Origin of the sequence: Nitrosomonas sp. HPC101 (assembly GCF_009833125.1) — a bacterium.
Taxonomy (GTDB): domain Bacteria; phylum Pseudomonadota; class Gammaproteobacteria; order Burkholderiales; family Nitrosomonadaceae; genus Nitrosomonas.
In genome coordinates this window covers 128,302-153,957 of sequence record NZ_QRCC01000008.1, presented here as the reverse complement: position 1 = coordinate 153,957, position 25,656 = coordinate 128,302, and the positions used below count along the sequence as shown (strand labels likewise).

At 47.8% G+C, this 25,656-nt stretch carries 27 protein-coding genes, 1 tRNA gene and 1 pseudogene; 12 read left to right on the top strand and 17 right to left on the bottom strand.

Annotated elements, in window-relative coordinates; genetic code table 11:
* Window positions 1–312 precede the first annotated feature (312 nt).
* From ABO04_RS05835 to ABO04_RS05820, 5 genes and pseudogenes are all read right to left on the bottom strand, one after another.
* On the bottom strand, window positions 313–927 hold the full coding sequence (locus tag ABO04_RS05835) for a recombinase family protein (RefSeq protein WP_160809846.1): 615 nt from the start codon (window positions 925–927) through the stop codon (window positions 313–315).
* Between the two features lie 61 nt (window positions 928–988).
* A pseudogene (locus ABO04_RS11835) lies at window positions 989–1,216 on the bottom strand (TniQ family protein); the annotation flags it as partial.
* A gap of 415 nt (window positions 1,217–1,631) precedes the next feature.
* Window positions 1,632–3,011 (bottom strand): SEC-C metal-binding domain-containing protein, encoded by a 1,380-nt coding sequence (locus tag ABO04_RS12060; RefSeq protein WP_240141440.1) that lies wholly within the window; start codon window positions 3,009–3,011, stop codon window positions 1,632–1,634.
* A 97-nt stretch (window positions 3,012–3,108) separates the two neighbouring features.
* Window positions 3,109–3,729: a hypothetical protein gene (locus ABO04_RS11885; RefSeq protein ID WP_205012746.1), complete on the bottom strand. Its 621-nt coding sequence runs from the start codon at window positions 3,727–3,729 to the stop codon at window positions 3,109–3,111.
* Between the two features lie 556 nt (window positions 3,730–4,285).
* Window positions 4,286–5,457, bottom strand: a protein-coding gene (locus ABO04_RS05820) for an IS3 family transposase (protein ID WP_240141439.1) whose coding sequence is annotated in 2 segments (ribosomal slippage) — window positions 4,286–5,208 and window positions 5,208–5,457 — 1,173 coding nt in all. Because the reading frame shifts where the segments join, the coding sequence is not laid out codon by codon here.
* A gap of 84 nt (window positions 5,458–5,541) precedes the next feature.
* Between ABO04_RS05820 and ABO04_RS05815 the strand changes: the two genes are divergently transcribed.
* The 3 genes from ABO04_RS05815 (at window position 5,542) to ABO04_RS05805 (ending at window position 6,509) form a co-directional block, all read left to right on the top strand.
* Window positions 5,542–5,847, top strand: a complete 306-nt coding sequence (locus tag ABO04_RS05815; protein ID WP_160809741.1) for a hypothetical protein — start codon at window positions 5,542–5,544, stop codon at window positions 5,845–5,847.
* Window positions 5,848–5,913: 66 nt separating this feature from the next.
* Window positions 5,914–6,234, top strand: a complete 321-nt coding sequence (locus tag ABO04_RS05810) for a type II toxin-antitoxin system RelE/ParE family toxin (protein WP_160809740.1) — start codon at window positions 5,914–5,916, stop codon at window positions 6,232–6,234.
* On the top strand, window positions 6,231–6,509 hold the full coding sequence (locus tag ABO04_RS05805) for a helix-turn-helix transcriptional regulator (protein WP_160809739.1): 279 nt from the start codon (window positions 6,231–6,233) through the stop codon (window positions 6,507–6,509). Before ABO04_RS05810 ends, ABO04_RS05805 begins: the two co-directional genes overlap by 4 nt.
* A 44-nt stretch (window positions 6,510–6,553) precedes the next feature.
* Here ABO04_RS05805 and ABO04_RS05800 read toward each other — a convergent pair whose 3' ends face one another.
* The 11 genes from ABO04_RS05800 to ABO04_RS05750 all read right to left on the bottom strand — a co-directional run bounded on the left by ABO04_RS05800 (window position 6,554) and on the right by ABO04_RS05750 (window position 17,458).
* Window positions 6,554–7,594, bottom strand: a complete 1,041-nt coding sequence (locus ABO04_RS05800; protein ID WP_240141438.1) for a DUF4113 domain-containing protein — start codon at window positions 7,592–7,594, stop codon at window positions 6,554–6,556.
* A 372-nt stretch (window positions 7,595–7,966) separates the two neighbouring features.
* Window positions 7,967–9,058, bottom strand: coding sequence for a DUF3800 domain-containing protein (locus ABO04_RS05795; protein WP_160809738.1), 1,092 nt, complete (start codon window positions 9,056–9,058; stop codon window positions 7,967–7,969).
* A gap of 537 nt (window positions 9,059–9,595) precedes the next feature.
* Complete coding sequence (locus ABO04_RS05790) at window positions 9,596–9,889, bottom strand: MAPEG family protein (protein WP_205012745.1); 294 nt, start codon at window positions 9,887–9,889, stop codon at window positions 9,596–9,598.
* Between the two features lie 217 nt (window positions 9,890–10,106).
* A complete protein-coding gene (locus ABO04_RS05785) occupies window positions 10,107–10,496 on the bottom strand; it encodes a TetR family transcriptional regulator (protein WP_164504280.1) in 390 nt (129 codons plus the stop codon).
* Between the two features lie 18 nt (window positions 10,497–10,514).
* Complete coding sequence (locus ABO04_RS05780; RefSeq protein WP_160809737.1) at window positions 10,515–12,329, bottom strand: site-specific integrase; 1,815 nt, start codon at window positions 12,327–12,329, stop codon at window positions 10,515–10,517.
* 10 nt (window positions 12,330–12,339) lie between these two features.
* A complete protein-coding gene (locus ABO04_RS05775; RefSeq protein WP_164504279.1) occupies window positions 12,340–13,953 on the bottom strand; it encodes a hypothetical protein in 1,614 nt (537 codons plus the stop codon).
* Complete coding sequence (locus ABO04_RS05770) at window positions 13,953–15,125, bottom strand: site-specific integrase (RefSeq protein WP_160809736.1); 1,173 nt, start codon at window positions 15,123–15,125, stop codon at window positions 13,953–13,955. Before ABO04_RS05770 ends, ABO04_RS05775 begins: the two co-directional genes overlap by 1 nt.
* 144 nt (window positions 15,126–15,269) lie before the next feature.
* Complete coding sequence (locus ABO04_RS12310; RefSeq protein WP_160809735.1) at window positions 15,270–15,398, bottom strand: hypothetical protein; 129 nt, start codon at window positions 15,396–15,398, stop codon at window positions 15,270–15,272.
* 18 nt (window positions 15,399–15,416) lie between these two features.
* Window positions 15,417–15,770: a hypothetical protein gene (locus tag ABO04_RS05760; RefSeq protein WP_160809734.1), complete on the bottom strand. Its 354-nt coding sequence runs from the start codon at window positions 15,768–15,770 to the stop codon at window positions 15,417–15,419.
* 51 nt (window positions 15,771–15,821) lie between these two features.
* On the bottom strand, window positions 15,822–16,253 hold the full coding sequence (gene umuD, locus ABO04_RS05755; RefSeq protein ID WP_160809733.1) for a translesion error-prone DNA polymerase V autoproteolytic subunit: 432 nt from the start codon (window positions 16,251–16,253) through the stop codon (window positions 15,822–15,824).
* Window positions 16,254–16,738: 485 nt separating this feature from the next.
* On the bottom strand, window positions 16,739–17,458 hold the full coding sequence (locus ABO04_RS05750) for a hypothetical protein (RefSeq protein WP_160809732.1): 720 nt from the start codon (window positions 17,456–17,458) through the stop codon (window positions 16,739–16,741).
* 92 nt (window positions 17,459–17,550) lie between these two features.
* Between ABO04_RS05750 and ABO04_RS05745 the strand changes: the two genes are divergently transcribed.
* The 5 genes from ABO04_RS05745 (at window position 17,551) to ABO04_RS12055 (ending at window position 21,321) form a co-directional block, all read left to right on the top strand.
* The gene (locus ABO04_RS05745; protein ID WP_205012744.1) at window positions 17,551–17,790 is read left to right on the top strand and encodes a hypothetical protein; all 240 of its coding nucleotides are present in this window, start codon (window positions 17,551–17,553) and stop codon (window positions 17,788–17,790) included.
* A 26-nt stretch (window positions 17,791–17,816) separates the two neighbouring features.
* Entirely contained in the window at window positions 17,817–18,785 is a 969-nt protein-coding gene (gene trfA / locus ABO04_RS05740; RefSeq protein WP_160809731.1) for a plasmid replication initiator TrfA, read from the top strand.
* Window positions 18,782–18,970 (top strand): hypothetical protein, encoded by a 189-nt coding sequence (locus ABO04_RS05735; protein WP_160809730.1) that lies wholly within the window; start codon window positions 18,782–18,784, stop codon window positions 18,968–18,970. The genes trfA and ABO04_RS05735 overlap by 4 nt, the downstream gene beginning before the upstream one ends.
* 13 nt (window positions 18,971–18,983) lie before the next feature.
* Window positions 18,984–20,138, top strand: coding sequence for a type IV secretion system protein (locus tag ABO04_RS05730; RefSeq protein WP_240141437.1), 1,155 nt, complete (start codon window positions 18,984–18,986; stop codon window positions 20,136–20,138).
* 163 nt (window positions 20,139–20,301) lie between these two features.
* Window positions 20,302–21,321, top strand: a complete 1,020-nt coding sequence (locus ABO04_RS12055) for a tyrosine-type recombinase/integrase (RefSeq protein ID WP_240141436.1) — start codon at window positions 20,302–20,304, stop codon at window positions 21,319–21,321.
* Window positions 21,322–21,393: 72 nt separating this feature from the next.
* Here ABO04_RS12055 and ABO04_RS05720 read toward each other — a convergent pair.
* A tRNA-Asn gene (locus tag ABO04_RS05720) sits at window positions 21,394–21,469 on the bottom strand.
* A gap of 168 nt (window positions 21,470–21,637) precedes the next feature.
* Between ABO04_RS05720 and ABO04_RS05715 the strand changes: the two genes are divergently transcribed.
* From ABO04_RS05715 to folE2, 4 genes are all read left to right on the top strand, one after another.
* Complete coding sequence (locus ABO04_RS05715; RefSeq protein WP_160809729.1) at window positions 21,638–21,907, top strand: exodeoxyribonuclease VII small subunit; 270 nt, start codon at window positions 21,638–21,640, stop codon at window positions 21,905–21,907.
* Window positions 21,897–22,790, top strand: a complete 894-nt coding sequence (locus ABO04_RS05710) for a polyprenyl synthetase family protein (protein ID WP_160809728.1) — start codon at window positions 21,897–21,899, stop codon at window positions 22,788–22,790. The genes ABO04_RS05715 and ABO04_RS05710 overlap by 11 nt, the downstream gene beginning before the upstream one ends.
* Before the next feature lie 63 nt (window positions 22,791–22,853).
* Window positions 22,854–24,713 carry a 1-deoxy-D-xylulose-5-phosphate synthase gene (gene dxs, locus ABO04_RS05705; protein ID WP_160809727.1) on the top strand — a complete coding sequence of 620 codons (1,860 nt, stop codon included), beginning with the start codon at window positions 22,854–22,856 and terminating at the stop codon, window positions 24,711–24,713.
* A gap of 102 nt (window positions 24,714–24,815) precedes the next feature.
* Complete coding sequence (gene folE2 / locus ABO04_RS05700; RefSeq protein WP_160809726.1) at window positions 24,816–25,622, top strand: GTP cyclohydrolase FolE2; 807 nt, start codon at window positions 24,816–24,818, stop codon at window positions 25,620–25,622.
* Window positions 25,623–25,656: the final 34 nt, after the last annotated feature.

Here is a 25,656-nt window from a genome sequence, read left to right as displayed (position 1 = left end):
ATTGCCATCTGGGTTGTCTTTGAGCTCAGAGACATTAAGAATTTTTTGACATTTCTGACATCTTGTATGACTCACGATGGCTGACATATTTATTCCTATTGGTGTAATAGAATATCTAAGGAACTTTGTCCAATAACTTTGGAATTGATGCTATTTAACTTTAGTTAGATCGAAGTATTTAAGTAAGTTAGTTGTTAAGTAGGCAATTTAATAAATAGATATAACACTGTGATTCTGTTTATTAGATAGCACGCTATTCTCTTAGTATTAACGGCTATTTTTCCGCTTTGTTTAAACTACACAATCACCGATCTATTTCCCGGTCAGCAATTTTCTCCCATCCTCGCGCAGCTCCCCTTTTGGTGAAAGGTGTCGATACAGTGTTTGTCGTGTAATACCGAGTTCCTGGCACAGATCGCTTACCTTTGTTTCTGGCTGACCCATTGCGGCCATCGCCAGACGCAGCTTGGCAGTAGTCATCTTGAAAGGGCGGCCGCCTTTCCTGCCGCGTGCCCGGGCTGAGGCCAAGCCAGCTTTAGTACGTTCTGCTATCAACACCCGCTCGAATTCAGCCAAAGCCGCGAAAATACCGAAAACCAGTTTGCCGGCAGCAGTCGTGGTATCGATGGCCGCACCGTGCCCGCTTAGCACCTTCAAGCCAATACCGCGCACGGTAAGGTCGTATACGGTATTGATCAGGTGTCGCAGATCCCGTCCGAGCCTGTCCAGTTTCCAAACAAGCAGTATGTCACCTTTCCGTAGTGCTTTCAGACAGCTTGCCAGACCAGGACGATCCTCACGTTTGCCAGAAGCATGATCCTCATAGATATGAGCAGGATCGACACCCGCCGCGATCAGTGCATCGTGTTGCAGATCAGTCGCCTGAGACCCATCTGCCTTTGATACCCTCATGTAGCCAATTAGCATTGTTTCATCTGTCACATATACGTTCGATTATGTGACAGTATGAATCAGGAATTACTGATCGTCAAAAATTGTCACTTAACCCGTCATTCTTTCTAAGGTATGCAAAGGATCCATCAGGCTTGTAATGTGACAAAAATTCTGGAGGAATGCCTTCCTTAGCGAAGGTGGCGCGCAACTGTTCCAGTGATGCCGGATCGTGCCGACCGTAGGAAGCCAACTCGAACAGAGAGCGCGCCGTCTCGGGGTTGTGCCGTGCTTCAATGATCGACTCATTGATAGCCTGGACTGCCGCGTCGGCCGCTTCATGCCAGACTGTTTCCGACAGTGCCAGCGACTCAATGATCGCGGCGCGTCGTAGCGCATGCTCCAATGTCTGTTCTGGCAGAGTGGCCACGTCATGCTCGGTATTCGGTGCGAAATCGGTCGCCATGCTTACCGCGCTTTGGTGCATACGAGTATTGAACATATACGAGTTTCGTGCATATGAGTACTGATATTATGCTGTCAAGAGCCATATGCACAACAGGCTTCATACCTCATCAATTGGTGCAGTCGTCTTCTGAAAATGACGGTAATTTTTAGATTGGCAATTCGGTGTTGGAAAACATGTGTTTTCCGGCATTCAAATTGTCCAACTGGCGGCTGGTGACACAACTGTTGGGTTTACCACTAATAAACAAGGCGGCTACTGCGTTTCCACCACCTCACGTCACACAGCATTTCTTGTATTTCTTACCGCTCCCACATGGACAAGGGTCATTGCGCCCCACCTTGGTTCGCGCCTTGGCCGCCTCTCGCAGCAGAGAGGTCAGCTTGCCTGGCTTGCCCATGTTCTTCGTGAGCGCGTCCATGGTGTCGTCCTGCTCCCATCGGAATTCAAGATTGATCCCAAAGCGCAGCGCCTGATCCATCGGGCGCACGCAGACCCCGAACCAAGTCTGGGCGTGCTCGGTGTATTTCCGCGCGTGGCAATGCCTTTGGAGCGCCGGGCCGGCAACCTCAATCGGGTCGTCGTTGCAGTGAATCGTGAGGCCGGTGCCACCACTGCCCAGCCCCACGGTGACATCATGGTTCTTACCATCGGCGATGCCCTGCTTGGCAAGCAGGTCTATACCGGCGCTGACCTCGAGCACGGTGTCTTCGCCGAGCGTCAGCAGCGTGAAGCCAAGGTCGATAGTCGCGGGGTGAGGCCGGGCTTCGATTGCCTTAACCATGCGCCCCAGTGCCGTCGCGCTGAACCGCGTCAGGATGCCTTCTGGAGTGCCCTTGCCAGGGATGCCTTCGCGCCGAACCAGCATCGCCAGATCCAGGTCGGCAGAGATATCGTCATCCAGCATGACCATGTCATGTTCGTCGTTCAGCCAGAGATTCTGCTTCAGGTGGTAGGACAGGATCGTCAGCTCATGTGACGCCATCAGCTTGTCGGTGTACCCAGTCCGGCGATCCACATAGCTTAAGAAGTGCAGCGGCGAGCTGAGCATTTCGGTCATCGCGTCGAGCGCAAAAACGTCCATGACGAAGGGCGGAGAAATCGTGTCAGTCGCCGTGAACTTCAAGAATTGCCGGGCCTGAAAGCTCAACGCCGGATAGTGGTTTGAGATCAGGCAGATCACGTAGATCCGCTTGAGGCTTGCTGGCAACGTCACTGCGTTGCCGGCGGCATCTTTGAAGGAGCACCTGCCTTCCTCGATCAGCTTTGCGCAGCGATAGGCTTGATCGCTGGAATCCTGAATGCTCTTTTTGAAGTCCTCCTTGATCTGCAGGTGATTACCACGCCGGGCCTCAAGCGTCAGGCGCTTAGATTTCGCCTGCAGCACCAGGGCGCGATTGCCGAAAAGCACCAGCACATCGATTTCAGCGAGCTTGGTGCCCTTTGACTCGTAGATGTCGATGTTGGCAAGAACGTTCTCCGCGCCGAAGACCTGCCGCAGGCGCTCAACGGCGAACTGCTCGGTAAAGACGCCGCGGTTCTGCATGGCCGTGCTGACATAGGCCTTGTCAGCGCCCATCCAGTAGAACGGCGCTTCATACAGCGCCTCCACAAGGCTGTAGATGTGGAAGAGCAGGTAGGTGCCATCCGGCATGCCGATGAGCGGACTGGCGTTGGCGATGTTGAAATCGTGCAGGGCCTTGAACTGCTCGTTGCACGCGCTTGGCGGGACTGCAAATGCGGACAGGACCCTATCTACGATTGCCGGGCAAGAAGGTCCACGTTTCTTGGGACGTGCCGCGCATGGAGTGCATGACGCTGATCGACTTTTCATCCTGCAATCGCGAAATGGCAAAGACGACGTTACGCGCATCGTGGATCGAAAAGCCCCTGTTGGCGATGAGCCACGGGTCATCGTTTGCGTACTTCGCAGGGGAAAAGTCGCGGTACTGAAAGCTGTACGCTGACTCACCACCATAGAAGATTGGTTCGCGCAGTGCAGCGCCGCTCGTGAAAGGATTGAAGCCTTCCTCGGCGATCTTGGCGGGATCGATGTCCTGCCAGAACGAGGCCGACATCGCGTGGTGGATCTCTTCTAGCAAGGCTTCCGTGGATTCGATATACTTTTCAAGGACCGGGGGGGCTGGAAGCGTGTAGTCAATCGGGCTTTTGAGCATGAGTCCGATGAGGGTCGATGTCTCGGTGCGGATCAGCCGGCTCTTCGAAAAGAGGTGCTGCATGTCCTCGGCCGTCATCTCCCCCGAATAGCGGATCATGTTGTCACGCGAGCACAAGTAGGCAACGGCATGCGCGTAGCCCGGCGACGCGCAGAGGCTTGCCAACTCGTCAAAAATCTCTTGTTCAGAACGCATTCCGACAACTCTCCTCACCAAAATCCCATCCTTTAGAGATTGGTAAAATTAATTTACATCCAATTGCAAGACGACCTCTACAACAAGAATCGCATCAAATTAAAACTCGGTGGCAAAAGCCCAGTGGAATATCGGTTACAGTAAATTGCTCCGGGAATCACGGAGGATATTTGGTTAAAGTTACGTAGTTATCAAAGCCTTGTGATTTTGATATAGGGTATAACGGTCAGTTAGTAACTCACTTTAAAAGTAGGACTATCTTCCGGCCGCATTTTGCGGTGATCATAAATCCGCGTGGTGTTACACCCAATCAACTGGTGCAATCGTCTTCTGAATATGACATTTTAGATTGGCAATTCGGTATCGGAAAACATGTGTTTTCCGGCATTCAAATTGTCCAACTGGCGGCTGGTGACACAACTGTTGGGTCTACCCCTAATTAATTAGCCTGATCAGCAAATAACACTTGAAACGCGAAGCGCGTCACGTTACATTATCAATTAAACAGAGAGCAAAGGATACCTGTGACCTGGTCAAGTAAAACCGGACAGACCAATTAAGCGACTTTTCTCAATATTTCTGTTTCTGCCTCATATTGATTAGGGCTTTTGTATCCCAAGTATGAATGCAGTCGATGGCTGTTATAAAACATGGAAATATACTGCAGCACATCCTGCTGAGCTTCATGGCGAGTTTGGTAGTGTTGCCAGTGGATTTGTTCCTGTTTGAGACTGCCGAAAAAGCTCTCAGCCACTGAATTATCCCAACAATTTCCCACACGGCTCATACTACCGATAAAGCCATGTATTTTGAGAAAATTCCGGTATTGCTTGCTGGCATATTGCGATCCACGGTCCGAATGTACAATCAATCCAGCTTGTGGCTGGCGTTGCCAGATAGCCATTCTCAATGCATCACAAACCAGTTTTGCTTTCATTCTTGAACTCATGCTCCAACCCACCACCTTCCTGGAAAACAAATCGATGACAACAGCCAGATACAGCCAGCCTTCCTGAGTCCAGATACAGGTGATGTCACCCACGTAGACCTGATCCGGTTTAGCAACATCGAACTGTCGATTCAGCTTGTTCTCGAACATCGGTTGTTTGTGATTGCTGTCAGTGGTCACCCTGTACTTCTTCCGGTGTCTTACTTGCACGCCGGCTTTTTGCATCAGGCTTCGAGCTTTCCAGCGGCTAACCCGATAACCCAGCGCATTCAGTGCTTTTCCGATTCTGCGGCTGCCGTAGCTATGATTGCTGGAGTTCGCTATACTTTGAACCGTTTCCAGTATTTCTTCGTGACACGGATCTACAGAACAATTGTCAGCGCACCGGACATAATCATAATAGGCGCTACGACTTACACCCATGAGCCGGCACATCAAACCAACCGGGTAGGTCTTCTTCTTTTGGGTGATGAACGAATATTTCACTTCGTTTCTTTCGCGAAAAAGACCGTCGCTTCCTTTAAGATTTCCCTCTCCAGCTTAAGCTGCCTGATCTGAGCCTTTAACTGACGAATTTCCTCCTGCTCTGGCGTCAACTTTCCATTGCCACGAAAAACTTGATCCGCATCATCTGCCTGGTATTCTCTGATCCATCTCCTCAGCATATTGGCATTGATTTCCAGATTTCGTGATACTTCTGATGTCGCATGGCCCTGATCCAATACCAGGCTAACCGCATCCAATTTGAATTCCTTCGTGTACTGCTTTCTCGTTACCATTCCTTCCTCCAGTTAAGACTATTTTCTCTTAACTGATCTGTCCGGTTTCATTAAGCCACATCACTATGAAGCTTGAAGAACTGTATGAGAAGATCAAGAAAATCATTCTCTCCTGAATTACTGGAACAATTGCGATCTATGCCGGTGGCGGCTGCCCTCGATGCCCTGGGGTTGTACTGGAAGAAAGACGCTGACTTTGTGCCGGTCAAAGATAAAAGCACAGTCAGGTTAAACGTGGCCGTGGGTGGCAGCGCGGTTGAGCTGCTGGCGACCGGCTGCAAGTGGTATGACACAAGGACAGAGAAGGGTGGTGGTGGTGCCGTCGATCTGGCGATGTATCTGCTGAGGTTGGATTTTGTCGCAGCTGTGAAGCGTTGTATAAAAAAATAAAGTTGGTAACTTTGAAAAGTTGCAAGATTATAGGTTATCATATATGATAACCCTAGAAGGTGGCCAATGTCGTGGGTAATTGATTTTTATAGTGGTGTTGAGGATGCAATTATCGAGATGCCACCGCAGATTCAGGCCAGAATGATTCGTCTTTTAGAATTGATGGAAGAGCACGGTGCTAACCTTGGGGCTCCACATACCACACCTATGGGAGATGGTCTTTTTGAGATACGGGCCAAGGGAAAGGAAGGAATTGGCCGGGCACTTTTCTGCTACATGAAAGGTAAGCATGTACACATACTGCACGCCTTTGTGAAGAAATCTCAGAAGACGCCAAAGAAAGACTTAGATCTGGCAAAAATACGAATGAAAGAGGTGGGTCAATGAGTAAATTGCAACAATTGAAAGAGCGTGCACTTCAGAAACCGGAAGTGCACCAGGAATATGAGGTGCTGGCGGAAGAGTTTGAATTTATCGGTGCACTGCTGAAAATGCGTGCGGCTGCTGGCCTAACTCAAGATGAGTTGGCTCGCCGCATGGGTACCAAAAAGAGCAACATTAGCCGTTTAGAAAAAGGGGGTACCAACCCGAGTTGGGGAACCCTGAAAAGGTATGCTCATGCATGTGGCTTTGAGCTTTCTATGGATTTTCACGCGGCCTAATTTGACATCCTCCCCGGCCTGAAGGCCGGGGAGGATGTCAAGGCTCACCCCACAGCAATCGGAATATCCCTGAGCTTCATTGTGTAGCAAGGTGTTTTGCGTTGCTGATTCATTGACCAGGTTTTCTTGCCGATACCTGCGCTGCCATAAATGATCGTCCCCCTGCCATATCGGTCATTTAACTGGTCGATTGTCTGCATTAACTGATTGGTTTTATCTGACATCGAGGAGCCGAAATCCAGCTCGGTTTGTTGTACTGCCGGACTGGTCAGATCCACCAGGATTACTCCTGCTCTGATTAAATCATAGCCAGGTTTGTAAATTGTTTTAAGGCCGCGTACAGCAGCCGATAACAGGCTATTTGTATCGGAGGCAGGGCGTACCATTGGAACGGTGATTGAGCGCGTGTATTGCGGCCCTGGGCGGTGTTTGCTGGTGTGGATGAATACCAGGATGCTTGAAGATTGGCTTTGTTGTCTGCGCAATTTTTCTGCCGCGCGGGAAGTGAATTCTGTTATCGCTTCAGTCAGCGATTCCAGATCACGCACTGGATAGCCAAATGTGCGGGTATGTGCAATCTCTTTTTTGGGTGCTGGTATTTCTTCAAGGTCAATGCAGCTTTCGCCGTGTAATTCCCGCCAGGTACGTTCCAGGGTAACGCTGAATCGTTTCCGGATTGTTCCAGCATCGAGCTGGATAAAATCTTTGACAGTTTGAATGCCTGCTTCTTTAAGCTGCTGGCTGATACGTCTACCAATTCCCCACACTTCACTAACATCTGTAATTCCAAACAGGTATATACGCTGGTGCTCCGTAAGTTCTGCCAGATTACAGACTTGTGCAAGGCGGGCAGGATAGCTGCCGGGCTTTCGTTCTGCATCCTTGGCAATATGGTTGGCCAGCTTCGCCAGGGTTTTGCTCTCCCCTATTCCGACACAGGTTGGAATACCGATCCATTGCAGGATTTTTGCTCTTGTATCCTTGGCGCGTTGAGTTACGTCAGAGATTCCTTCCAAGCCGATAAAGCACTCGTCAATCGAGTAGATTTCCTGCGAATCACCCAGCTCGGACGCCAGACTCATCATGCGACTGCTCATATCGCCGTACAAGGCGAAATTAGCGGAAAGCGCAACCAGTCCGGCAGATTTTCTAAGTGTTTAATCTGGAACCAAGGCTGCCCCATTTTGACGCCAAGTGCTTTGGCTTCCTCACTACGAGCAATGGCACAGCCATCGTTATTTCTGAATGATCCTAACAATTAAGTAACAGTTATTTTCTATTAAAACAAGGTACCATAACGTTAACAGTTTTTCTCATTTATTCTCATAAAATTAGCCACCAATAACACTCTCATATCTACTTGCCCTTCAAGAAATATGTGTAATAACATGCATTTAAAACTGGATCAACCAGCATTCAACGCGATTTTAAGCCAGTAATAACTGCATCTATCTATTCTATATTTTGAAATGTGCTGATACATCTAACCCGTTTACGTTACCTTGCTCGAATTGCAAATCCAGCATATCGATTACCCGATCAGCCATTTCATCTTTATGATTTTTGTCAGCAGCATTATTCATTTTTCGATTAATTGCACCGGCCACTACATCGGACAACTGTACCAAAGGGCTGTTTCTAGATGACATAGTCTCTATATGAGAGATTTTTACTTTATCTCCATAGTTAGTAGCATATCCAGAATTTATGCGCTGACTAAGTTCGGTTAGCGTAATAACATCAAGGGACTGCTCATGGTCAAGGGTAACCTCAATTTCTTGAGGCGGACTTATCCGATTGTTATCTATTTCATGTCTTGCACCATACAAAAGCATGTGTTCATGAAGTTTTTCTACTACTTGCTCAATACTACGTTTCGTTTTCGACCTCTCGACAGCAATAGATTTGAAACTCAAAAATTCTCTGTTTTTAACTATTACTCCAAGATACTCATTTAGTGTATTCAGGTCTTGCTTTCCGAGCTTAGCGAAATGAATTTCTCTTTTTTTCCAAAGAGACTTTTCTTGCCAGGAACTAATTGCCTGACTCACCGTAAATACAGCTCTGCCGGTCAGAACCCATACAGAAGAAACAGCTATATAATTCTGAGTTTTGCCAGTTTCATCAGCATATACATGAACTAACCTTCTTGGTTTTGCATCTTCCAGAACAGCTTCATTCATTTTCTCTTCGTTTTTCTTTCGGAAACGTTTTACATCCGTGTTTGATGTAAAGAGATTGTACTCATTCTGAATCTTTGCTCTTGCACGAACGATATAGTGCATTCGTTCTAATCTAAATAAGTCTTTGGGCAGAATCCCTTGTGGGTTATAGATATCAGACTGAAAAGTTTCCCAGTATTTAAGAGTTAGGGTTATGTCGCTATTTCTAGATTCAGGATAAAGGTTTAGGATATATGCGACCTTCGTTATCTGCCCTGAAAATTCTCCGCCGGCCAAAGATGCCAATAGTACTTTTTTCTCACGATCTAGCTTTTCAAGTTTCTTCTGGTCTAGTCCCTTTTCTTCATCCACTTCTTCATCGCTCAAAATGTTTTACTCCTCCCGATGATACATATTCGTAATAAATTACTCTGAGAATTGCCGAGGCTCTTCGGTTAATAATAAAGTGGTCGTCATAGTTTTTCTGGTGTGGGTTCGATAGTAGGGTTCTTCAGCCTGCGCTGAATATATACACCCGGGCACTTACCATGGCGTTGATGACTGTACTAACTCTAGAGGGTATAACGTCAAATTAGTAACTTACTTTAAAAGTAGGACTATCTTCCGGCCGCATTTTGCGGTGATCGTAAATAGGGTTTGAAATCCATTGGAACGAAAACGTACGTTAAGACTGATTTGCTTCTAGTTCTGTCGCAGTTATTTGTTTATGGTTGCATCAATTTTAATATCTGACAAATGGTGCCTAACGTTTGAGCATGGGGATCAAATCCTTGGTACCAATAAAAAGTACGGTTCAACCTGAATCTTACCCACAGAATTTGTGTATAAGTGTATTGGATGAATTACGGCCTCAAGAGCCATACTTCAAAAGTTACTCTCTCAAGGTCGTTACACTTTACCTGATTAGGCCGCGACTGCTTTACCTGAAGCCGTGACCACGAAGTACCACAGGCCAATCACTGCCAGAAAGTTGATAGTGAACACTAAACCTCTGAGCCGGACATTGCTAGTAAAAATCTGTACAGCGCTATGCAGAATGCGGCCGCCAACGAAGATCCAAGCAAGAGCGACAACTGTCTGGGTAGCCTGGAGCTGCAAGAAGAGACAGGCGACGTAGAAGAACAGCGGCCACTCAAATTGATTTGACAGGTTGGCGCTGATCTTATGGTTCAATAGCCGACCACGGGTTTCTCCCATCTGTCCGACGCGATCAGAATGACATATGAGGTAAAGTATCTAAAATTTTACCTTCTACCAAGTTGATATCTATTGTCATCGACTTGGATGAATTAGTTGGTTTTGCTTGTATGTATCTCATGAGCTTGAATCGGCAGAATTCAGGCATTGTGACTATCGTCTTTCTAGAGTAAAAGTGTAGACGAGCAGCAGTTCTTATCCGCAAACCGTCACACGATCATTTTGAATGAAGGATCGAAACCACTTTCTCCGTAGCCACACCTTTTAGTAAGGCTACCTCGTTTATTAGTACTTGGTTAATGGATGCAAGCTTAGCTAAATCTGCACGCGACTCTGCAAGTTCCTGCCTCAAGGCATGGTTGATCTGGCGCTCACGAATTAACGTGTCATGCTTGGCATCGCGCTGACTTCTCGTTGCCTTACCCACTAGCCTTCTGATCTTTTCTGCAAGGTCCGGGTAGGTGTTGTGAATCAGGGCTGGGGTGACCCCGGCCTCCTTAGCAACAGCAGAAATGGATACCTTGCCTTGGGCTTGCTGTACCCGAGCAATAGCTTGCTCAATACCTTCGACAGTCTTTTTTCGATTGTGCGCCTTTTGATTATTCATTTGAAGCTCCGCTCAGCTTTAACTTACCTGCTGTTTCGACAGAACGCCAAGTTCTACCATGACCTGGCGAGCCCACTTAACGTCACGCTCAGCACGTTGCTTGACAGCCGGTCCAGCATCGTCGATGGCCAGCAATTCGGTTTGTTGTTCGTAGATACCTTTCCATATTTCCGTGAAGGATTTGTCAATGACTCCGTTCTTGCATCCAACGCATCGAGTAGCTTCATACAAGCCCGCACCTCCACATCCCTTTTCTTGTGCGAGACACCATCCGTGACCCGTAGCACGGATGTGAACCTGACTCGCCGTCTCAGCTAATAATGCCTTTCGATTTTCCAGAGCGATAATGCGTGCCTTTTTGATTTTGCGTCCAGCACCACCGCTTAAAGGTTGCTCACTAAGCCAAGATTCAATCAGATCGACCTTGAACTCAGTCATCTCATCCAGAATGTCATTAAACAGCAACGTATCTTGAATTGGGTTGGATGCATATAACTGCGTCATACTGATGCTGGAATGTTTGAATTGCCACTTGAGAAATACTAGCGACGCGCGCCCCATCCGAGATTCGACGATATTCCGGGCATAGGTTCTGCGGCATTGGTGGGGAGCTAGTAGCCAATCTGTCCCAGCTGCCTTAGCCAATCGCCGGAAGGAGATCTTTGATGCACCATTGGACAGCGCATCAACATGATAACCTGAAGCTTCACTCTGCCCAGACATACTTGTACATAGAAATAGCTTGTTCACATCTCTCTTAGCTTTTGCCAACCGTAGCATTCGTTCCTTAAAACCTCGTAGCTCGGAATTTCTCATCAGTTCCTCAATTTCACGAGAAAGCTCCTCTTGAAGAGGCTTTGCATAGTGGCTCATCATGTCCAGGACCTTCACTGTTAGCTCCGGTATCAGGAACTCGACCTTGCCTTTTCCTGTTTTGTGCTCCGTGGTAGCAACCCAGTGGTATTCTACTCCGTCACACATTTCACTCCGCCATGACCCTGTTTCAATCCCAATGACCTCTTCGTTGCGCATGCCACTGGTAATCGACAGGATATAGAGTGCAGCATCCCGAATCCGGATCAATGCGGGATTTCTATGACCCAACTTACCGGCATCGCGCTTGTTAAGAAGTTTCGGGGCCGACGCGAGAATCTGTTCGCAATGGTTGAAGATCTTAGCCTGTACATCTGGGGGGATGATGGGGGTCTTGCCGGTTTCAGTTCGCCCGAACTGGCCACCGACTTGTTTTGCTAAACCGCAGATTCGCCACAGCGAGCTCTCTCCCCAAGGGCACATGGCAAGAGGGGATGACGTCTCGTTACGAAACACCCATAAAAAATCCAATATACGCAAGCTATCGTAGACGCTTTGTGCGTTACGGGTCAGTCTGGATTGGGTGTAATGAACATAGTTCGCAATATGAATGGGCTTAACTTGGTCGAATTTTCTAATGTTCAATGTTGTTAACCAGCGCATCGTCGGTATTGCCGAGGCTATGGCCGCTTGGCAGACGCCCATGGCGATGGGAGGCTTCGAGTGAGGAAGTCCCCGCTTGAACCATGCATACAAGACAGCCTTACAGTCATCGACCATAGCTTGTGGGCAATCGTCCGGCCAAAGAATGTATTTTTGACCGTCTGCCACGTTTGATTGCTCAAAGTAGGGCCTGAAGTCCCAAACAGGATCACCAAATCTGGATAGAACATGATTGTTACCATCCATATCAACTACAGCGCTGACTATAATATTGGATCTGTCGAAATCAGATAGTCCTTTGACTGATATGGATTGGGCTGCCAATAAGTCATAAGCCTTCGGTATCTGTATTACCATGGCTGTCTCCCTACTCAGCTCTATTCAGTTGCAACTGGCGCATGCGTATTGCCCAGAATGGATGCGGGGTACTAGTGGCCTGTGCCTTGGCTTGTTCCACTATCGCAGGCAAGAAGTTCTCGATTGCAATTCTGTCGATTTGCGCAATGAGGTCGTGATGGTGGCCTTGCCATTCTTGCCACTCTCCCGTGGCATAGTAATTCACTTCCGATATCAGGAAACGCTGGAAACTAAACAGTCGGTGTAAATCCTGGACTGTTCCCACAATGGCATAGCTTGGACAACCTAAGCAATGCGTGAACTCTGCACAGTGTGTTGAACCATCTTTGGGAGCGAGAGCACCTTGCAAACTGTCTTTGCAACTACCTGTTGGTGTTGGTACAAATTGTTGCCCTCTCAGCTTGTGTGGAAATACTTCACCGATGAATCTCGCACCCTCTGCTTTGGTTCGTTCATCAAGGTGTAAATAGTGGTTGTCTGCAATCTGTGGGGAATGTCCCATCATTGAGGACACCGTAAGCAAATCGCCATCACTGAGCTTCCAGAGACGGTTTTCCATAGTTTTGCGCAAGCGCCCAAGAGTTATCCGCAAAACAGAACCATTATCAGCCATCAATCCATGGCGTTTGACGATTGCTCTAGTGAGTTCGGATACACTACCCATATTCAAACAAAGTATCTGCCCCTTGCTTTGTCCACGTTGCGAAGAGCGGTAAAGCCAGACACGATTTCTGATGATTTCTGGCGCACTTGGCAGCAGAGTCTGAGTTATTTCCAAGGCTTTCCTGAGAACAGCAACACCATCCAACGGAATAGATGCTGCGTGATCGTGGATGTGGGTCTGCCTCAATGAAGTAGACTGCGCACCTCTTCCTCGGCGTTTGAAGGTTTTTACCAGCATGAGGTTAGGCATGAAGGGATGTGGCCTCAAACAGTCCCGCTCCATTTCCAAAAGTGGCGTGACATTGATGCCAGAACGCATGCCAATGATGAGCATGAGAACCACAATGGCCTCCGACTCCAATCCAACGAATCGTCCATGATGGATAGCAATAAGATCAGTTTTAAGTGCCATAGCCAATCGCTGCATTTCAGCTTGGCTTAACGGGGTCTCGCCTTTTGTCACCGCTCTATTCCTGGGAAAAGGGTTGCTCGGTAGCAAGACTTCTGGGTGTTGGTTGATAAAGCCATAATCCATCAGGCCAACCAGAATCGCCTTGAAGGCGGAGTAATAGTTCTTGGCTGTGGATCCATTTGGATATTTGAGCTTTAGCCAAGCAATGTAACGCGAGACATCGGCCATTCTTACGTCAGAGGGTCGCGCGGGCATCGTGTCTCCCTGGTTTTCTGTAAGATATGGCAGGAATACCTTAACCCCATTGGATGCGAAACTCACGATAGTTGCGGTGGAGAAATTCCCACTGTGGAGCCGCGCCTTCAATACTGTGGTGACTGCCCAAATCCATTCGTCAAAGCCACGCCCCAGCCATGGCCTCAAGTCAATCAAATTATGGTTGCGGGGGTTTGCTGGTAATGCAATTAATGCGTTGATAGATTCTGAATGAGCCGCATGGTCGGTTGGGATATCAAGTATCTTGGTCTTATAATCTTTGATGCGAACCATCAATCGCCCCCTGTATCGATTGAGCCGTTGCTGCCCCGCGTGAACAACATGTCTATTTCATCCTCGTGTGCTAATACGAGCTGTGCATCCAACTGATTGATCAGATGTAGGTAAATCGCAGTGGTTTGTACGCTTAAATGTCCCATTCGGTCACGGACATACAACAGCGGCTCACCTTCGAAAGATATATTTTTGCGTAGTGCAGATAACGTGTAAGTACCATAGCTATGCCGCAACATGTGAGCTCGCACCGGAAATCCCACCTTTTTCTCAATGGCTTTCATCGCATCCACGACAGCGCCTTTTGAGAACTCGGTTCCAAGCGTTGTCAGAACAAGCGCACAAGGAGCCAATCCTGATCGTTTTCGCCGAATTTCTCGCTGGTGCAACGAATAGATCCACATGTCCTCCATGAGCGACCACGGTACATCCACGCTTCTTGGTTTTCCGTATTTGATGTGCATGTCGGTTGGTTCAAGATTGACGCGGATCATCTGACCAGGCATCAGCCCCTTTCGTGTTCTTGGATTGAAGACGTATGTGAGTGGAAAGGTACGCGCCTCGCACGACCGCATTCCGGTTCGGACCATCAAATTGAGTAAAAGCGCATGACTTGGATCAAGCTTAGCACCAAGGCACAGTCTGACTTGCTCTTTGATCAAAAATTTAAGCGTTGGTTTATGTTCGCGGGCTATGACTGTCGGCTTTGAAACTACACAACCTAAGCGATTCACGTGGGCAAGAAAGCCTTGATGTGGTAACAACCGAACATTACGCATACTGAATGGAAGGTGAGAAATGTGCCCTTGGCGTTTGCACCAATCGTAAAACCGCACGACCAGATTCAAGCGTCTGTTCACGGTGCTGGGATTCAAGCCTAATTCGCCAAGTGACCAGTCCCGATATTTTGCCACTACACTCAACCCAATGGATTTCTGTGCTTCATTCCAGACCAAACCATTGGCAGTTAAGAATGAAAAATAGTCATATAATCTGCGGCCATATGCCTCCCAAGTCAGCTTACTCTCGATACCACCGTTGGTGACCAACGTGTGCCACAAAAAAGATTGTGCTGGTTCAAGGGGCCAGCCGTCATTGTTCAGCAGTAAAGGAAAACCCTCAAACGATCGGCCTTCAACCACAAGATCGGCAGTGGCTAACACAAGCCTCATCTGTTCCTCTCCCCAAACCATTTAGCCGTTGTCTAAAGCTAAGACTGTAAAGATGGAATAAGTGACCCTCTTTGAGGTAATCAGCTGTTCTCAAAGAGGTAATAAATCCCAATATAAAATGCAGATCAGATAGTCTTCATGTTACTAACAAAGTTGGGCATACAGATCATTATTAGAAAGAACTATCAGCGGTACTTTCTGCAAGCTTGGTTGGAATACCCGCTCGCATGAGCAGTAGAAATTGTTGCCATCAATCAGGGCAAATACCTTCATGACGTATGAGAGCTTAGACTATAGAGCTTTGTTAGGAGAGAAATTTCCAGCCACAAGACGCTTGCGGATTATCTCTGAATCTTTCTCTATCCTGCCTGCTAATTTCTTATCTTCTACTGATTCCCAAATGACAACCTCTAACTTGGTTTCATTGCCGTAGCGTTTCTGTAAAAATGGAGTACAAGCTTCTGCATACCGATATGCTAAGGTAGATGATTCAATGTGCGCCATTCCGGAGAATCCGCAAAGACGAACGTGTGGGCCAAGAAACAATTCGTCTTCCTGATCTTGCGCAAACAGTGAAATCGGTGCTGCTTGTGGCAGTTGAGGTTTGATTCCGTAGTAGGTAATCCACCGAGATGCTCTGTTCATGTCGATTCCTGTTGTTATGTAGTAACGAAAATAATGATTTAAATAAACGATTCAGAACTGTTTAATACAGGAAGTCACTACTCCCCATACTTCCAGGGTCTGGCCGTCCTTGAAAAGAATATCTTTAAAATCTGGATTGACTGCTTGCAACTTGGTTATTCCAGCCATCATATACAGCCGTTTGCAGGTAAATTCTCCATCCACACAGGCAATCACGATTTTCCCATGCTCCGGCTTAACCGACTTATCGACAACCACAATATCGCCATCGTCGATACCGGCAGCCGCCATTGAATGCCCTTTGATACGCATGAGGAACGTTGCCTCCGGGTGTTTAATCAGCTCATCGCTCAGATCAATGCGTTTGAGTAGAAAATCTTCTGCTGGACTCGGAAATCCAGCACGAACACCCGAGTACAGGGGAATCAATATTGGCTCGCCGACCTGAACAGGAGTGGGACGGTTATAGTCTAGGATTAACAAGATTCTTCAGTCACTTAAAAAAGATCAATGCGGTGATCAATTATTAATCATCCCTATCTCTTCCTGCAACACCAGTGCCTTAAGCGGGTTATCCACAGAAATATTCATGGTTCTTGTGGATATGTAGCAGATGCATACATATTCATTCATAAGCTACTGATTTTTTTCAATCCTACAGCCCTCTCCTCAGTGTAGCCGTGTCGGGCGCACCCGCAGAGGTGCCCCATACTGGGCCGCGAACTGCGAGATTTGCCTACAAAGTAGTTTCGCGCGCGGATTAAATAAGTATTAAAAGACTATTAGCACGGCACAAAATCTGTGGATAAAAACATAAAGATTCAGTGTGTGTGCGGTTTTTCAGATTGATTAAAAAATAGACACCGCATCTGAAATGCCGTATCAGTGCATCTGAAATGCCGTATCAGTGCACTTGAAATGCCGTGTGAGCGCATCCGCTCCGGCCTCCCAAACTTCCTCTTGTTGCCTTATTGATTGCGATTGCTCTGTTCCTTTTTCCGTTCGTTATACCGTTTTACGCGAATGGACATATCATCTATTATTTTGTTAATACGCCCTAGAGTTAGCTTGTTCTCTTTTCCAAGTGAGGTATCTGTAAGACCCTGCAATAGGGCTTTAAGCACAGGCAGAAACTTTTCAGTCTGCTCATAGTCGAGAGCAGGCATCGCGTCAAGAGCCATAATTTCAACTCTACGCAAATGCTTGGTATGCCGAGTTTCCCGGGTTGCCTGAAGCACTTCTGATTCGCTGCGTGGATCCAATATCTCAATATTCCGGACCATTATGTACGCCTCGGTGCCAAACCACTGCAAGGTAAAATCTTCTCCCAAATCCTCCTGTAGCCACCGATTTGCAAATTTTTCGCGAACTCTTTTTTCTTCTAATAACGCAATGAAATAACGTGTCGCACTAGGCACCTCTTTGTCTGTATGTGGAAGCGGTGAGACATGCCCATACTGTGGATCAGTAATTCCTGTCGAAAGCCAAAACGAATACTGTGGCCATACCCGGCTAACTGCCTCAATCGTTTCAGCAGTAGCACGTTTCTTTCCACGATAGAAATCAACCCAACTGGTAGCGGGTATCCCTGTAGCACGTTCCATGTCCTTCCATTTGCGCTCCGCAGAAGTGACAGTCGTGATCAACAGTCTCAAACGATCTTCCAGGGTTTGAACATCTTTGGCCATATTTCCTCTTGACTCTTGCTATAGTATTGATAAAATCCAATATAATATGGATATATTCCATGATACTGTAGACGTAATTGAACAGGGTAATTATGAGTGTTCCAGGCGGGATTGAAAAGGAAACTATTAATGGACATCTGGCCAATACGGCCATGCCTATCATGACTATGGAAGCATTTGCACATACAATCGGCTTACCGTTCTCGGTGTTCCATGCCCAGTATAAGCGTGGCTATTGGCCTACCACCAAGATAGGCAAGCGTGTCTTTGTGAACGTAGAAGCTGTTCGCATGCAAATGGGTAAGCAGTACTTAGACGCTTATTCGAATTAAGCGTCATGCATCGTTCAGCAGCTCTTATGAACAGTGCGCAGCCGATGGCTAAGTTGGCTGTTGATGAGCTGCAAAAAACTTCAAGCGACATCCTGTCGCGTATACTTGCTGTACAAAAAAAGGCCATGCAGCGCCAACAAGGGAACGGCAGCTCTGTGCAGCAGGCCATGGCGCAATTGCCACCTTGGCCCGAAGTGGTTAGAGGTGTACCGAACGCTTTACTACGTACCGCGTTATTCACCATCAGCAAAAACCGTCAGGTATTTAAAGGTCGTGAGCTGCTGGCCAGCACAGCCGATATTGAACTGCGCTTCAAGGGGGAACGGTTTAACCAGACTGACCTTGGTGTATGGGAAATGCTTTTACACTTGGGCAGATTACAGCCGCTTGGCGGCAAAGTGGAATTTAGCGCGTACTCCCTACTAAAGGCTCTGGGAAGGGACACCGGAAAAACGCAACACGAGCAATTGAAGGATGAGATTGCCCGTTTGCAAGGCGGAGTCGTTGAAATTAGCTGGAAGAGGGAAAGAAAGACATTTAGCGGGCAACTGGTAGGCGCAGCATACCGTAATGAAGTCACTCAGCAGTATGTTGTCATACTTAATGAAAAACTTCTTCATCTCTATGATGACGGGTTCACACACATCGATTGGGTGCAACGCCAAGCCTTAAAGAGCAACCTAGCTAAGTGGCTGCATGGTTTTTACGCCAGTCACGCCTTGGCTTACCCGTACAAAGTGGAAACTCTGCGGAAACTATGCGGTAGCGACACAAAACAGTTACGAAACTTCCGGAAAATGCTTAAGGTCGCGTTAGATGATCTGTTTGCAGTTAATTGCATCAAGGGTTGGCAAATCACACCTTCCGACCTAGTTTATATTGTTGGGACCCGCTCTGATAGCCAAGTTAAGCATGTCAATAAAATGCGTGTCGCCGCAAACCATCAACACAATGCCGATTCTTTCAACACTCATAAAAGAGGAACTATAAGATGAAAAATCTAATTCACACTGCCGTTTTTATGTGTATCTTTGGGGCAACCTTCATGCTAGCCGGTTGTGATGATGCCACTTCTGGCCACGAGGAAGGCATGAAGGCATTGCGAGAAAACACGGCCAATCCTATTTTGCAAGCCGATGGTCTACAGCCCAAACCGACCAAAAAGGCAACAACAGAATAAGAGGGAAACAATCATGGGAATCATCGAGAGGCAAGCCACCCAGATACTAGACTTGACGAAATCTTGGAGCGATGTACCGAACATGATCATCACATGGGTGACGCCAGCCTTGGTGTTGGGTCTTACCATTTCTATCATGTGGCAGGGATATAAGATCGTACGGGGGATAGGCGGACAGAATCATTTACTTGACGTGTTTTTTAATTCCCTGCGAGCCTTCTTGATCTTCTCTCTTTGCTTGGCTGCCGGAACCTATGCAAGCAATATCATGGCAATGGCGTATGAGTTGCGCGACGGGTTAACCGTTCTTTTCAGCGGAACGGAAGCGAACATTTACGCTCAACTGGATAAGGTTCTTTTTAATGCAAGCAAAGCCTATAAAAATATACTTGATTATGGCTTGGATCATCTTGTGATTCGCTTAGGTGGCTCGGACTTCACGGGCCTTCCCGCCATCATCGGCGGGGCATTCACGGTAGGGTTCATTGTCCTTTACACCATAGTTGCGGCTATCAACATGATCATCATCGACTTCTCGCTGGCGATTATGTTTGCACTTGGCCCGCTATTTATCGCCTGCTTGTCATTCCAGGGTACGGCTCAATTTTTTAATACCTGGTTAAGTAGCATTCTCAAGTACATTTTCACGGCGGTTGCCATCACCGCTATCGTGGGATTGGGAATGCAGGTTGTCAGTAACTATGCTGATGCACTGCTTACGACACCAGCTGAAACCATTGACTACATTGGCACCACCTTAGCTGCTGTCGTGTCTTCAACGATTCTTATAATCCTGACCATGAAAGGTGCGGCGATCGGGGCCGATCTGTCGGGCGGGATTGCGCTGCAAATCGCTTCCCTGGCACAGGCTGCCCGCTGGTCAATCAACCCTGCCGGGGCTGCGTTATCAACGGTTGGAAAAGTAGCCGGTGCCGGCGCAGGTAACTTGGCCGGTAGAGCAGGCGCCGCAGCAGCCCGGACAGGGGTAGGTCAAGCGATGGATTCTTCTCCAGCCATGAAGTACGCTATGGCAGGGATAAATACCATGTTGCAAATTGGCGGCGGTGCCCGTGCTGCCATGAGCCATCGTTCTGTTGTCAGTGCTACTCGTGCGGGCTTTCAATCTGGTAGCTCTGTCGGCCGTGGAACCGGTTCGATCACGAAGTAAGAAAAATGTTTAATCCACTCGCGACTATTATCTTTTGGGCGCTAGGTGTGTGGGCTTGGTACTCAATATGTCGAGAATTCAAAGCTAATCCCAAGTTTCGCAAATTCCTCTATTGGTACTCTGTCGTCCTTGTACCCATTGTTACCTATTGGTTTTCCCTAGTATGGGCAACAAGATGGCAATAACAAAAAGCAAGGCGGGCTGGCTCGCCGACGTGCAACCAGGCGGCAGGGGCTCCAAACGCTACCGAAAAACATTCCGAATACAGGCCGAGGCAAAGGTTTGGGAAACATGGATAAGGGCCCAGGTAAACAGTAATTCGGCTTGGTCACCCGAGAAACGCGACATGCGCAAGCTGTCGTCCTTAGCAGAACTTTGGTACGAGAGCCACGGCAAAGAGCTACAGGCCGGGGAAGATACCTACAAACGCATCAAGGCTCTTATCGTGGAAATGCGTGACCCGATGGCCAGTGATTTTGACGTGATCATGTTCACGAAGTATCGGGCTGGCCGCATTGATGCAGGTATCACCTTGAGCACGGTCAACCGGGAACATGCGTATCTTCGGGCCATGTTCAACGAATTGATACGGCTTGGCTCTTGGAAAAAAGATAATCCACTAAAAGACTTAAGACAATTCAAAGTTCAAGAAAACGAACTTTCGTACCTGAATAGTGAGCAGATACTGCCACTGCTGGAACAGTTGCAGGCGTCATCAAACGTACACGTGTATCTGGTAGCGAAAATTTGCTTATCAACCGGCGCTCGATGGAGTGAGGCCGAGGGGCTTACCCTTACGCAAGTGCGGAACGGGATAATTCAATTTGCACGAACCAAATCGGGCAAGACTCGGGCAGTTCCTATTGCGGAGAATCTAGAACAAGAAATCCATGCGCACCACAAAACCCACAAACGGAGCAATGTGCTGTTCGATTACTGCACCGGCGCGTTCAAGGAGGCCATTGAACGGACAAAGATCGACCTCCCGCCAGGCCAACTAACTCACGTGCTACGCCACACCTTCGCCAGCCACTTCATGATCAACGGCGGCAACATCCTGACCTTGCAGCGGGTGTTAGGTCACCGAGATCTAAAAACGACAATGCGATATGCTCACCTTGCCTCTAGTCACCTAGAGGCAGCAAGAGCACTAAACCCAATTGCTGCGTTGACAGTTGGTTGACACCAGCCCCAAAAACAAAAATGCCAATCTCGTTAAAATTAGCATAAATAATTGATATCGCTATATATTCTATGGCTCCCCGACCAGGGCTCGAACCTGGGACCTGCGGATTAACAGTCCGTCGCTCTACCGACTGAGCTATCGGGGAATAAGGGGCAATCACTACAAGCGCGGTATGGTAGACTTTTATGTTGTGCCGGTCAACTTTTCTCGCAGTCAATTACAAAACAAACGATATCATCAGCCAGATCAGATCGTTTTATTAAAAAACACAAATAAAACACCCTTTTTATCACCAAGAAAGAATCCTGTCTGCATGAGAAAAAAATCATTGTCGAACACAGAAGAAACAGCATTACATCCGCCGCCAGAAAATTTTGAAATAGCCACTGCTGAACTGGAACAGATTGTGGCAAATATGGAAGCCGGGCAAATGTCTCTGGAAGATGCGCTTTCTGCATACAAACGCGGAGTGGAATTGTTACAATACTGTCAGAATACGCTGAAAGATTCGCAACAACAGATAAAAATACTTGAGGCAGATATATTGAGAAATTTTTCCACCATTGAGCACGATGCATCCTGATTTCCAGCCGTGGGCAACCGAATGCCTTGCTTTAATTGAATCTTTCCTGGAGAGTCGCCTCCCTGCTACAAATTGTGCTCCTGTACGTTTGCATGAAGCAATGCGCTACGCGGTGCTGAATGGAGGCAAGCGAGTACGGCCATTACTATCCTTTGCAGCCGGAGAACTCAGTGGAGCAGACAAGACACGAATCGTTGCCGCCGGCGCGGCGGTAGAATTGATTCATGCTTATTCTCTGGTACATGATGATCTTCCCTGTATGGATAATGACGTACTTCGGCGCGGCAAGCCAACTTGTCACATCCGGTATGATGAACCTACTGCCTTGCTGGTGGGTGACAGTCTGCAGAGCCTGGCCTTTCAGTTATTGGCTGAATCCACCTTGACAGAAGACCCATATACACAGCTGGAAATGATTCGACATCTTGCGTTTGCTACCGGATCCCGGGGCATGGCTGGAGGACAAGCAATTGATCTGGATAGCATTGACAAAACGCTCAGTTTACCGGAGCTCGAATTCATGCATATCCATAAAACCGGTGCACTGATCCGAGCTGCAGTAATACTCGGAGCGCGTTGCGGTAACAGGCTGGATCAAGATCAGCTCAGGCAGCTGGATCATTTTGCAAAATGTATAGGTCTGGCATTTCAAGTGATAGATGATATCCTAGACACTGAAGCTTCCACCACCGCGTTAGGTAAAACTGCGGGGAAGGATGCAGAAAACAACAAACCCACCTATGTTAGTATACTGGGCATCAAACAGGCTCGGGAACTTGCGCACGAACTACAGCGGGAAGCCAGTGGTATATTAGACAAATTTGGCCGCGAAGCTCTGCGCTTGCAGCAAATCACTGATTTCATCGTGCAGCGTGAATTTTGATTTTACGCTGCCATCCAATCCTTACCAATCTTTACAGTTACCCACTCTCAGCTACAAATTCGCATGTATCCATTACTCGATCGCATTGAGATACCCGCACAACTACGTACCTTAAAACGCAGCCAATTACTACAATTGGCGGATGAATTACGTAATTTTCTGGTTGAATCCGTGGCGGGTACGGGTGGACATTTGTCTTCCAATCTCGGAACAGTTGAACTGACCATTGCGTTGCACTATGTGTTCAACACACCTTTTGATCGCCTGATCTGGGATGTCGGACATCAAACCTATGCGCATAAAATTCTCACTGGCCGGCGAGCGGGCATGGCTCATCTGCGTATGCAGGGAGGAATTGCCGGTTTTCCCAGACGAGATGAAAGCGAATATGATGCTTTTGGTACCGCGCATTCTAGTACTTCCATCAGTGCTGCATTGGGTATGGCTGTTGCCGCACGGATCAGCGGTGTAAAACAGCACGCAATTGCCGTGATCGGTGATGGTGCAATGAGCGCAGGAATGGCTTTCGAGGCGCTAAATAATGCCGGTGTTATGGACGCAGATTTACTGGTTATCCTGAATGACAACGATATGTCCATCTCACCCCCCGTGGGGGCACTCAATCACCATCTGGCTAAATTGATGTCAGGCCGTTTTTATGCCACTGCAAGGCGTGCAGGTGAGAAAATGCTAGGTGTGGTTCCCCCGATGCTGGAGCTGGCGAAACGCGCCGAGGAACATGTCAAAGGCATGGTAACTCCGGGTACACTGTTCGAAGAATTAGGTTTCAATTATATCGGCCCGATTGACGGTCACGATCTGGATATCCTGCTCACTACACTCAATAACATCAAGCAGCTCGACGGGCCGCAATTCCTGCACATTGTGACGCGCAAAGGTAAAGGTTACAAACCGGCAGAAGAAGATCCTGTCCTGTATCACGGCGTCGGGAAATTCAAGCCAGACCAGGGAATTGTGTCAAAACCATCCACCAGGCCGTCCTATACTCAGATATTTGGGGATTGGCTATGTGATATGGCTGCTGAAGATCCACGATTAATTGGCATAACGCCCGCCATGCGGGAAGGCTCCGGACTTATCCGTTTCTCAAAGGAATACCCGGATCGCTATTTCGATGTGGGAATTGCTGAACAACATGCTATAACATTTGCTGCCGGCGCAGCCTGTGAAGGACTGAAACCGGTTGTGGCAATTTACTCGACTTTCCTGCAGCGCGCGTACGACCAGCTGATTCATGATGTTGCCATTCAAAATCTGCCGGTTGTTTTTGCAATTGACCGGGCTGGACTGGTTGGGGCAGATGGCCCGACACACGCCGGCAGCTTCGATCTGAGTTACCTGCGCTGTATTCCCAATATCACCGTGATGACACCTGCTGATGAGGATGAATGCCGTCAGATGCTCTATACTGCTTTCCAGCTCAATACGCCCACTGCCGTCCGGTACCCTCGCGGTACGGGCCCTGGCGTACAAATAAAGCAGGAAATGCACACTATCCCGCTGGGCAAAGGTGAGATTCGCCGACAAGGCAAAAAGATTGCACTGCTGGCATTTGGCAGCATGTTGACACCCTGTCTTGAAGCAGGAAACGAGCTGGATGCCACAGTAGTAAACATGCGTTTTGTCAAACCACTCGATCAGACGCTGATTACAACACTTGCGGATGAACACGAGTTACTGGTTACAGTTGAAGAAAATACCGTCATGGGAGGGGCAGGCAGTGCTGTGATGGAATGTCTTGCCAGGTTGGACAGGCATGTCAGGCTGCTGCAACTCGGTTTACCGGACAGCTTTCTTGATCAGGGTGATCCCGCACAGATGTTATCCGACTGCGGACTGGACAAAACCGGGATTATCCGGTCAGTAAAAGAAAGACTTTCTCGCCAGTATTCACACACGTAATAAACCAGCCGCAAAACAGGTGGATACTATTTCTCACCGATTGATCCACCCATATTTTATGCAGCTTCACAGCCGGATAATCCGGGTAAGAAGGAGTCTCTCATGAAAAAATATACTGATCAGCCTATTGCTGATGTGCAGGGATCACTGGATACCAGACATATCGCAATTGATAGGGTTGGAATCAAGGCAATTCGTCACCCGGTGACGGTTGCCGATAAAGACGGCGGTTCCCAGCATACCGTGGCGCAATTTAACATGTACGTCAATCTGCCGCATAACTTCAAGGGAACGCATATGTCCCGTTTTGTGGAAATATTGAACAGTCATGAACGCGAAATTTCAGTTGAATCATTTGAAGAGATTCTGCGCTCCATGGTCAGCAGACTGGGATCAGATTCCGGTCATATCGAAATGACTTTTCCCTATTTCGTCAATAAATCGGCACCCATCTCAGGGGTAACAAGTTTACTGGATTACGAGGTAACCTTTGTCGGTGAAATCAAACACGGCGATCAGTACGGATTTACCATGAAGGTAGTCGTTCCCGTTACCAGTCTGTGCCCCTGTTCCAAGAAAATATCCGACTACGGTGCGCACAATCAACGTTCACATGTAACCATTTCTGTGCGCACCAACAGCTTCGTCTGGATTGAAGACGTCATAAAAATCGCAGAGGAGCAGGCTTCATGCGAGCTATTTGGCTTGCTGAAACGACCCGATGAAAAATATGTCACAGAAAAAGCCTACGATAACCCGAAATTTGTCGAGGATATCGTTCGTGACGTGGCTGAGATACTCGATCACGATGACCGGATAGATGCCTATATTGTTGAATCAGAGAACTTTGAATCCATACACAATCATTCTGCCTACGCACTCATTGAACGTGACAAACGGAAACAATAAGTAATTACGGATTCCTTGTTGCTATGCTAATCTT

What these genes read in the sequence shown, in the direction of transcription:
- ABO04_RS05800 (WP_240141438.1), bottom strand. Translation starts at nt 7,594, where the DNA reads ATGATGAGTCTGGCGTCCGAGCTGGGTGATTCGCAGGAAATCTACTCG.
- ABO04_RS12310 (WP_160809735.1), bottom strand. Translation starts at nt 15,398, where the DNA reads ATGAAGGTATTTGCCCTGATTGATGGCAACAATTTCTACTGCTCATGC.
- ABO04_RS05715 (WP_160809729.1), top strand. Translation starts at nt 21,638, where the DNA reads ATGAGAAAAAAATCATTGTCGAACACAGAAGAAACAGCATTACATCCG.
- ABO04_RS05760 (WP_160809734.1), bottom strand. Translation starts at nt 15,770, where the DNA reads ATGAACAGAGCATCTCGGTGGATTACCTACTACGGAATCAAACCTCAA.
- trfA (WP_160809731.1), top strand. Translation starts at nt 17,817, where the DNA reads ATGAACAGTGCGCAGCCGATGGCTAAGTTGGCTGTTGATGAGCTGCAA.
- ABO04_RS05710 (WP_160809728.1), top strand. Translation starts at nt 21,897, where the DNA reads ATGCATCCTGATTTCCAGCCGTGGGCAACCGAATGCCTTGCTTTAATT.
- ABO04_RS05735 (WP_160809730.1), top strand. Translation starts at nt 18,782, where the DNA reads ATGAAAAATCTAATTCACACTGCCGTTTTTATGTGTATCTTTGGGGCA.
- ABO04_RS05780 (WP_160809737.1), bottom strand. Translation starts at nt 12,329, where the DNA reads ATGGTAATACAGATACCGAAGGCTTATGACTTATTGGCAGCCCAATCC.
- ABO04_RS12060 (WP_240141440.1), bottom strand. Translation starts at nt 3,011, where the DNA reads ATGCCGGATGGCACCTACCTGCTCTTCCACATCTACAGCCTTGTGGAG.
- ABO04_RS05835 (WP_160809846.1), bottom strand. Translation starts at nt 927, where the DNA reads ATGCTAATTGGCTACATGAGGGTATCAAAGGCAGATGGGTCTCAGGCG.
- ABO04_RS05815 (WP_160809741.1), top strand. Translation starts at nt 5,542, where the DNA reads ATGAGAAGATCAAGAAAATCATTCTCTCCTGAATTACTGGAACAATTG.
- ABO04_RS11885 (WP_205012746.1), bottom strand. Translation starts at nt 3,729, where the DNA reads ATGCGTTCTGAACAAGAGATTTTTGACGAGTTGGCAAGCCTCTGCGCG.
- dxs (WP_160809727.1), top strand. Translation starts at nt 22,854, where the DNA reads ATGTATCCATTACTCGATCGCATTGAGATACCCGCACAACTACGTACC.
- ABO04_RS05810 (WP_160809740.1), top strand. Translation starts at nt 5,914, where the DNA reads ATGTCGTGGGTAATTGATTTTTATAGTGGTGTTGAGGATGCAATTATC.
- ABO04_RS05745 (WP_205012744.1), top strand. Translation starts at nt 17,551, where the DNA reads ATGAGTGTTCCAGGCGGGATTGAAAAGGAAACTATTAATGGACATCTG.
- ABO04_RS05730 (WP_240141437.1), top strand. Translation starts at nt 18,984, where the DNA reads ATGGGAATCATCGAGAGGCAAGCCACCCAGATACTAGACTTGACGAAA.
- ABO04_RS12055 (WP_240141436.1), top strand. Translation starts at nt 20,302, where the DNA reads ATGGGCAACAAGATGGCAATAACAAAAAGCAAGGCGGGCTGGCTCGCC.
- ABO04_RS05770 (WP_160809736.1), bottom strand. Translation starts at nt 15,125, where the DNA reads ATGAGGCTTGTGTTAGCCACTGCCGATCTTGTGGTTGAAGGCCGATCG.
- ABO04_RS05785 (WP_164504280.1), bottom strand. Translation starts at nt 10,496, where the DNA reads ATGAATAATCAAAAGGCGCACAATCGAAAAAAGACTGTCGAAGGTATT.
- ABO04_RS05805 (WP_160809739.1), top strand. Translation starts at nt 6,231, where the DNA reads ATGAGTAAATTGCAACAATTGAAAGAGCGTGCACTTCAGAAACCGGAA.
- ABO04_RS05750 (WP_160809732.1), bottom strand. Translation starts at nt 17,458, where the DNA reads ATGGCCAAAGATGTTCAAACCCTGGAAGATCGTTTGAGACTGTTGATC.
- ABO04_RS05790 (WP_205012745.1), bottom strand. Translation starts at nt 9,889, where the DNA reads ATGGGAGAAACCCGTGGTCGGCTATTGAACCATAAGATCAGCGCCAAC.
- ABO04_RS05775 (WP_164504279.1), bottom strand. Translation starts at nt 13,953, where the DNA reads ATGGTTCGCATCAAAGATTATAAGACCAAGATACTTGATATCCCAACC.
- folE2 (WP_160809726.1), top strand. Translation starts at nt 24,816, where the DNA reads ATGAAAAAATATACTGATCAGCCTATTGCTGATGTGCAGGGATCACTG.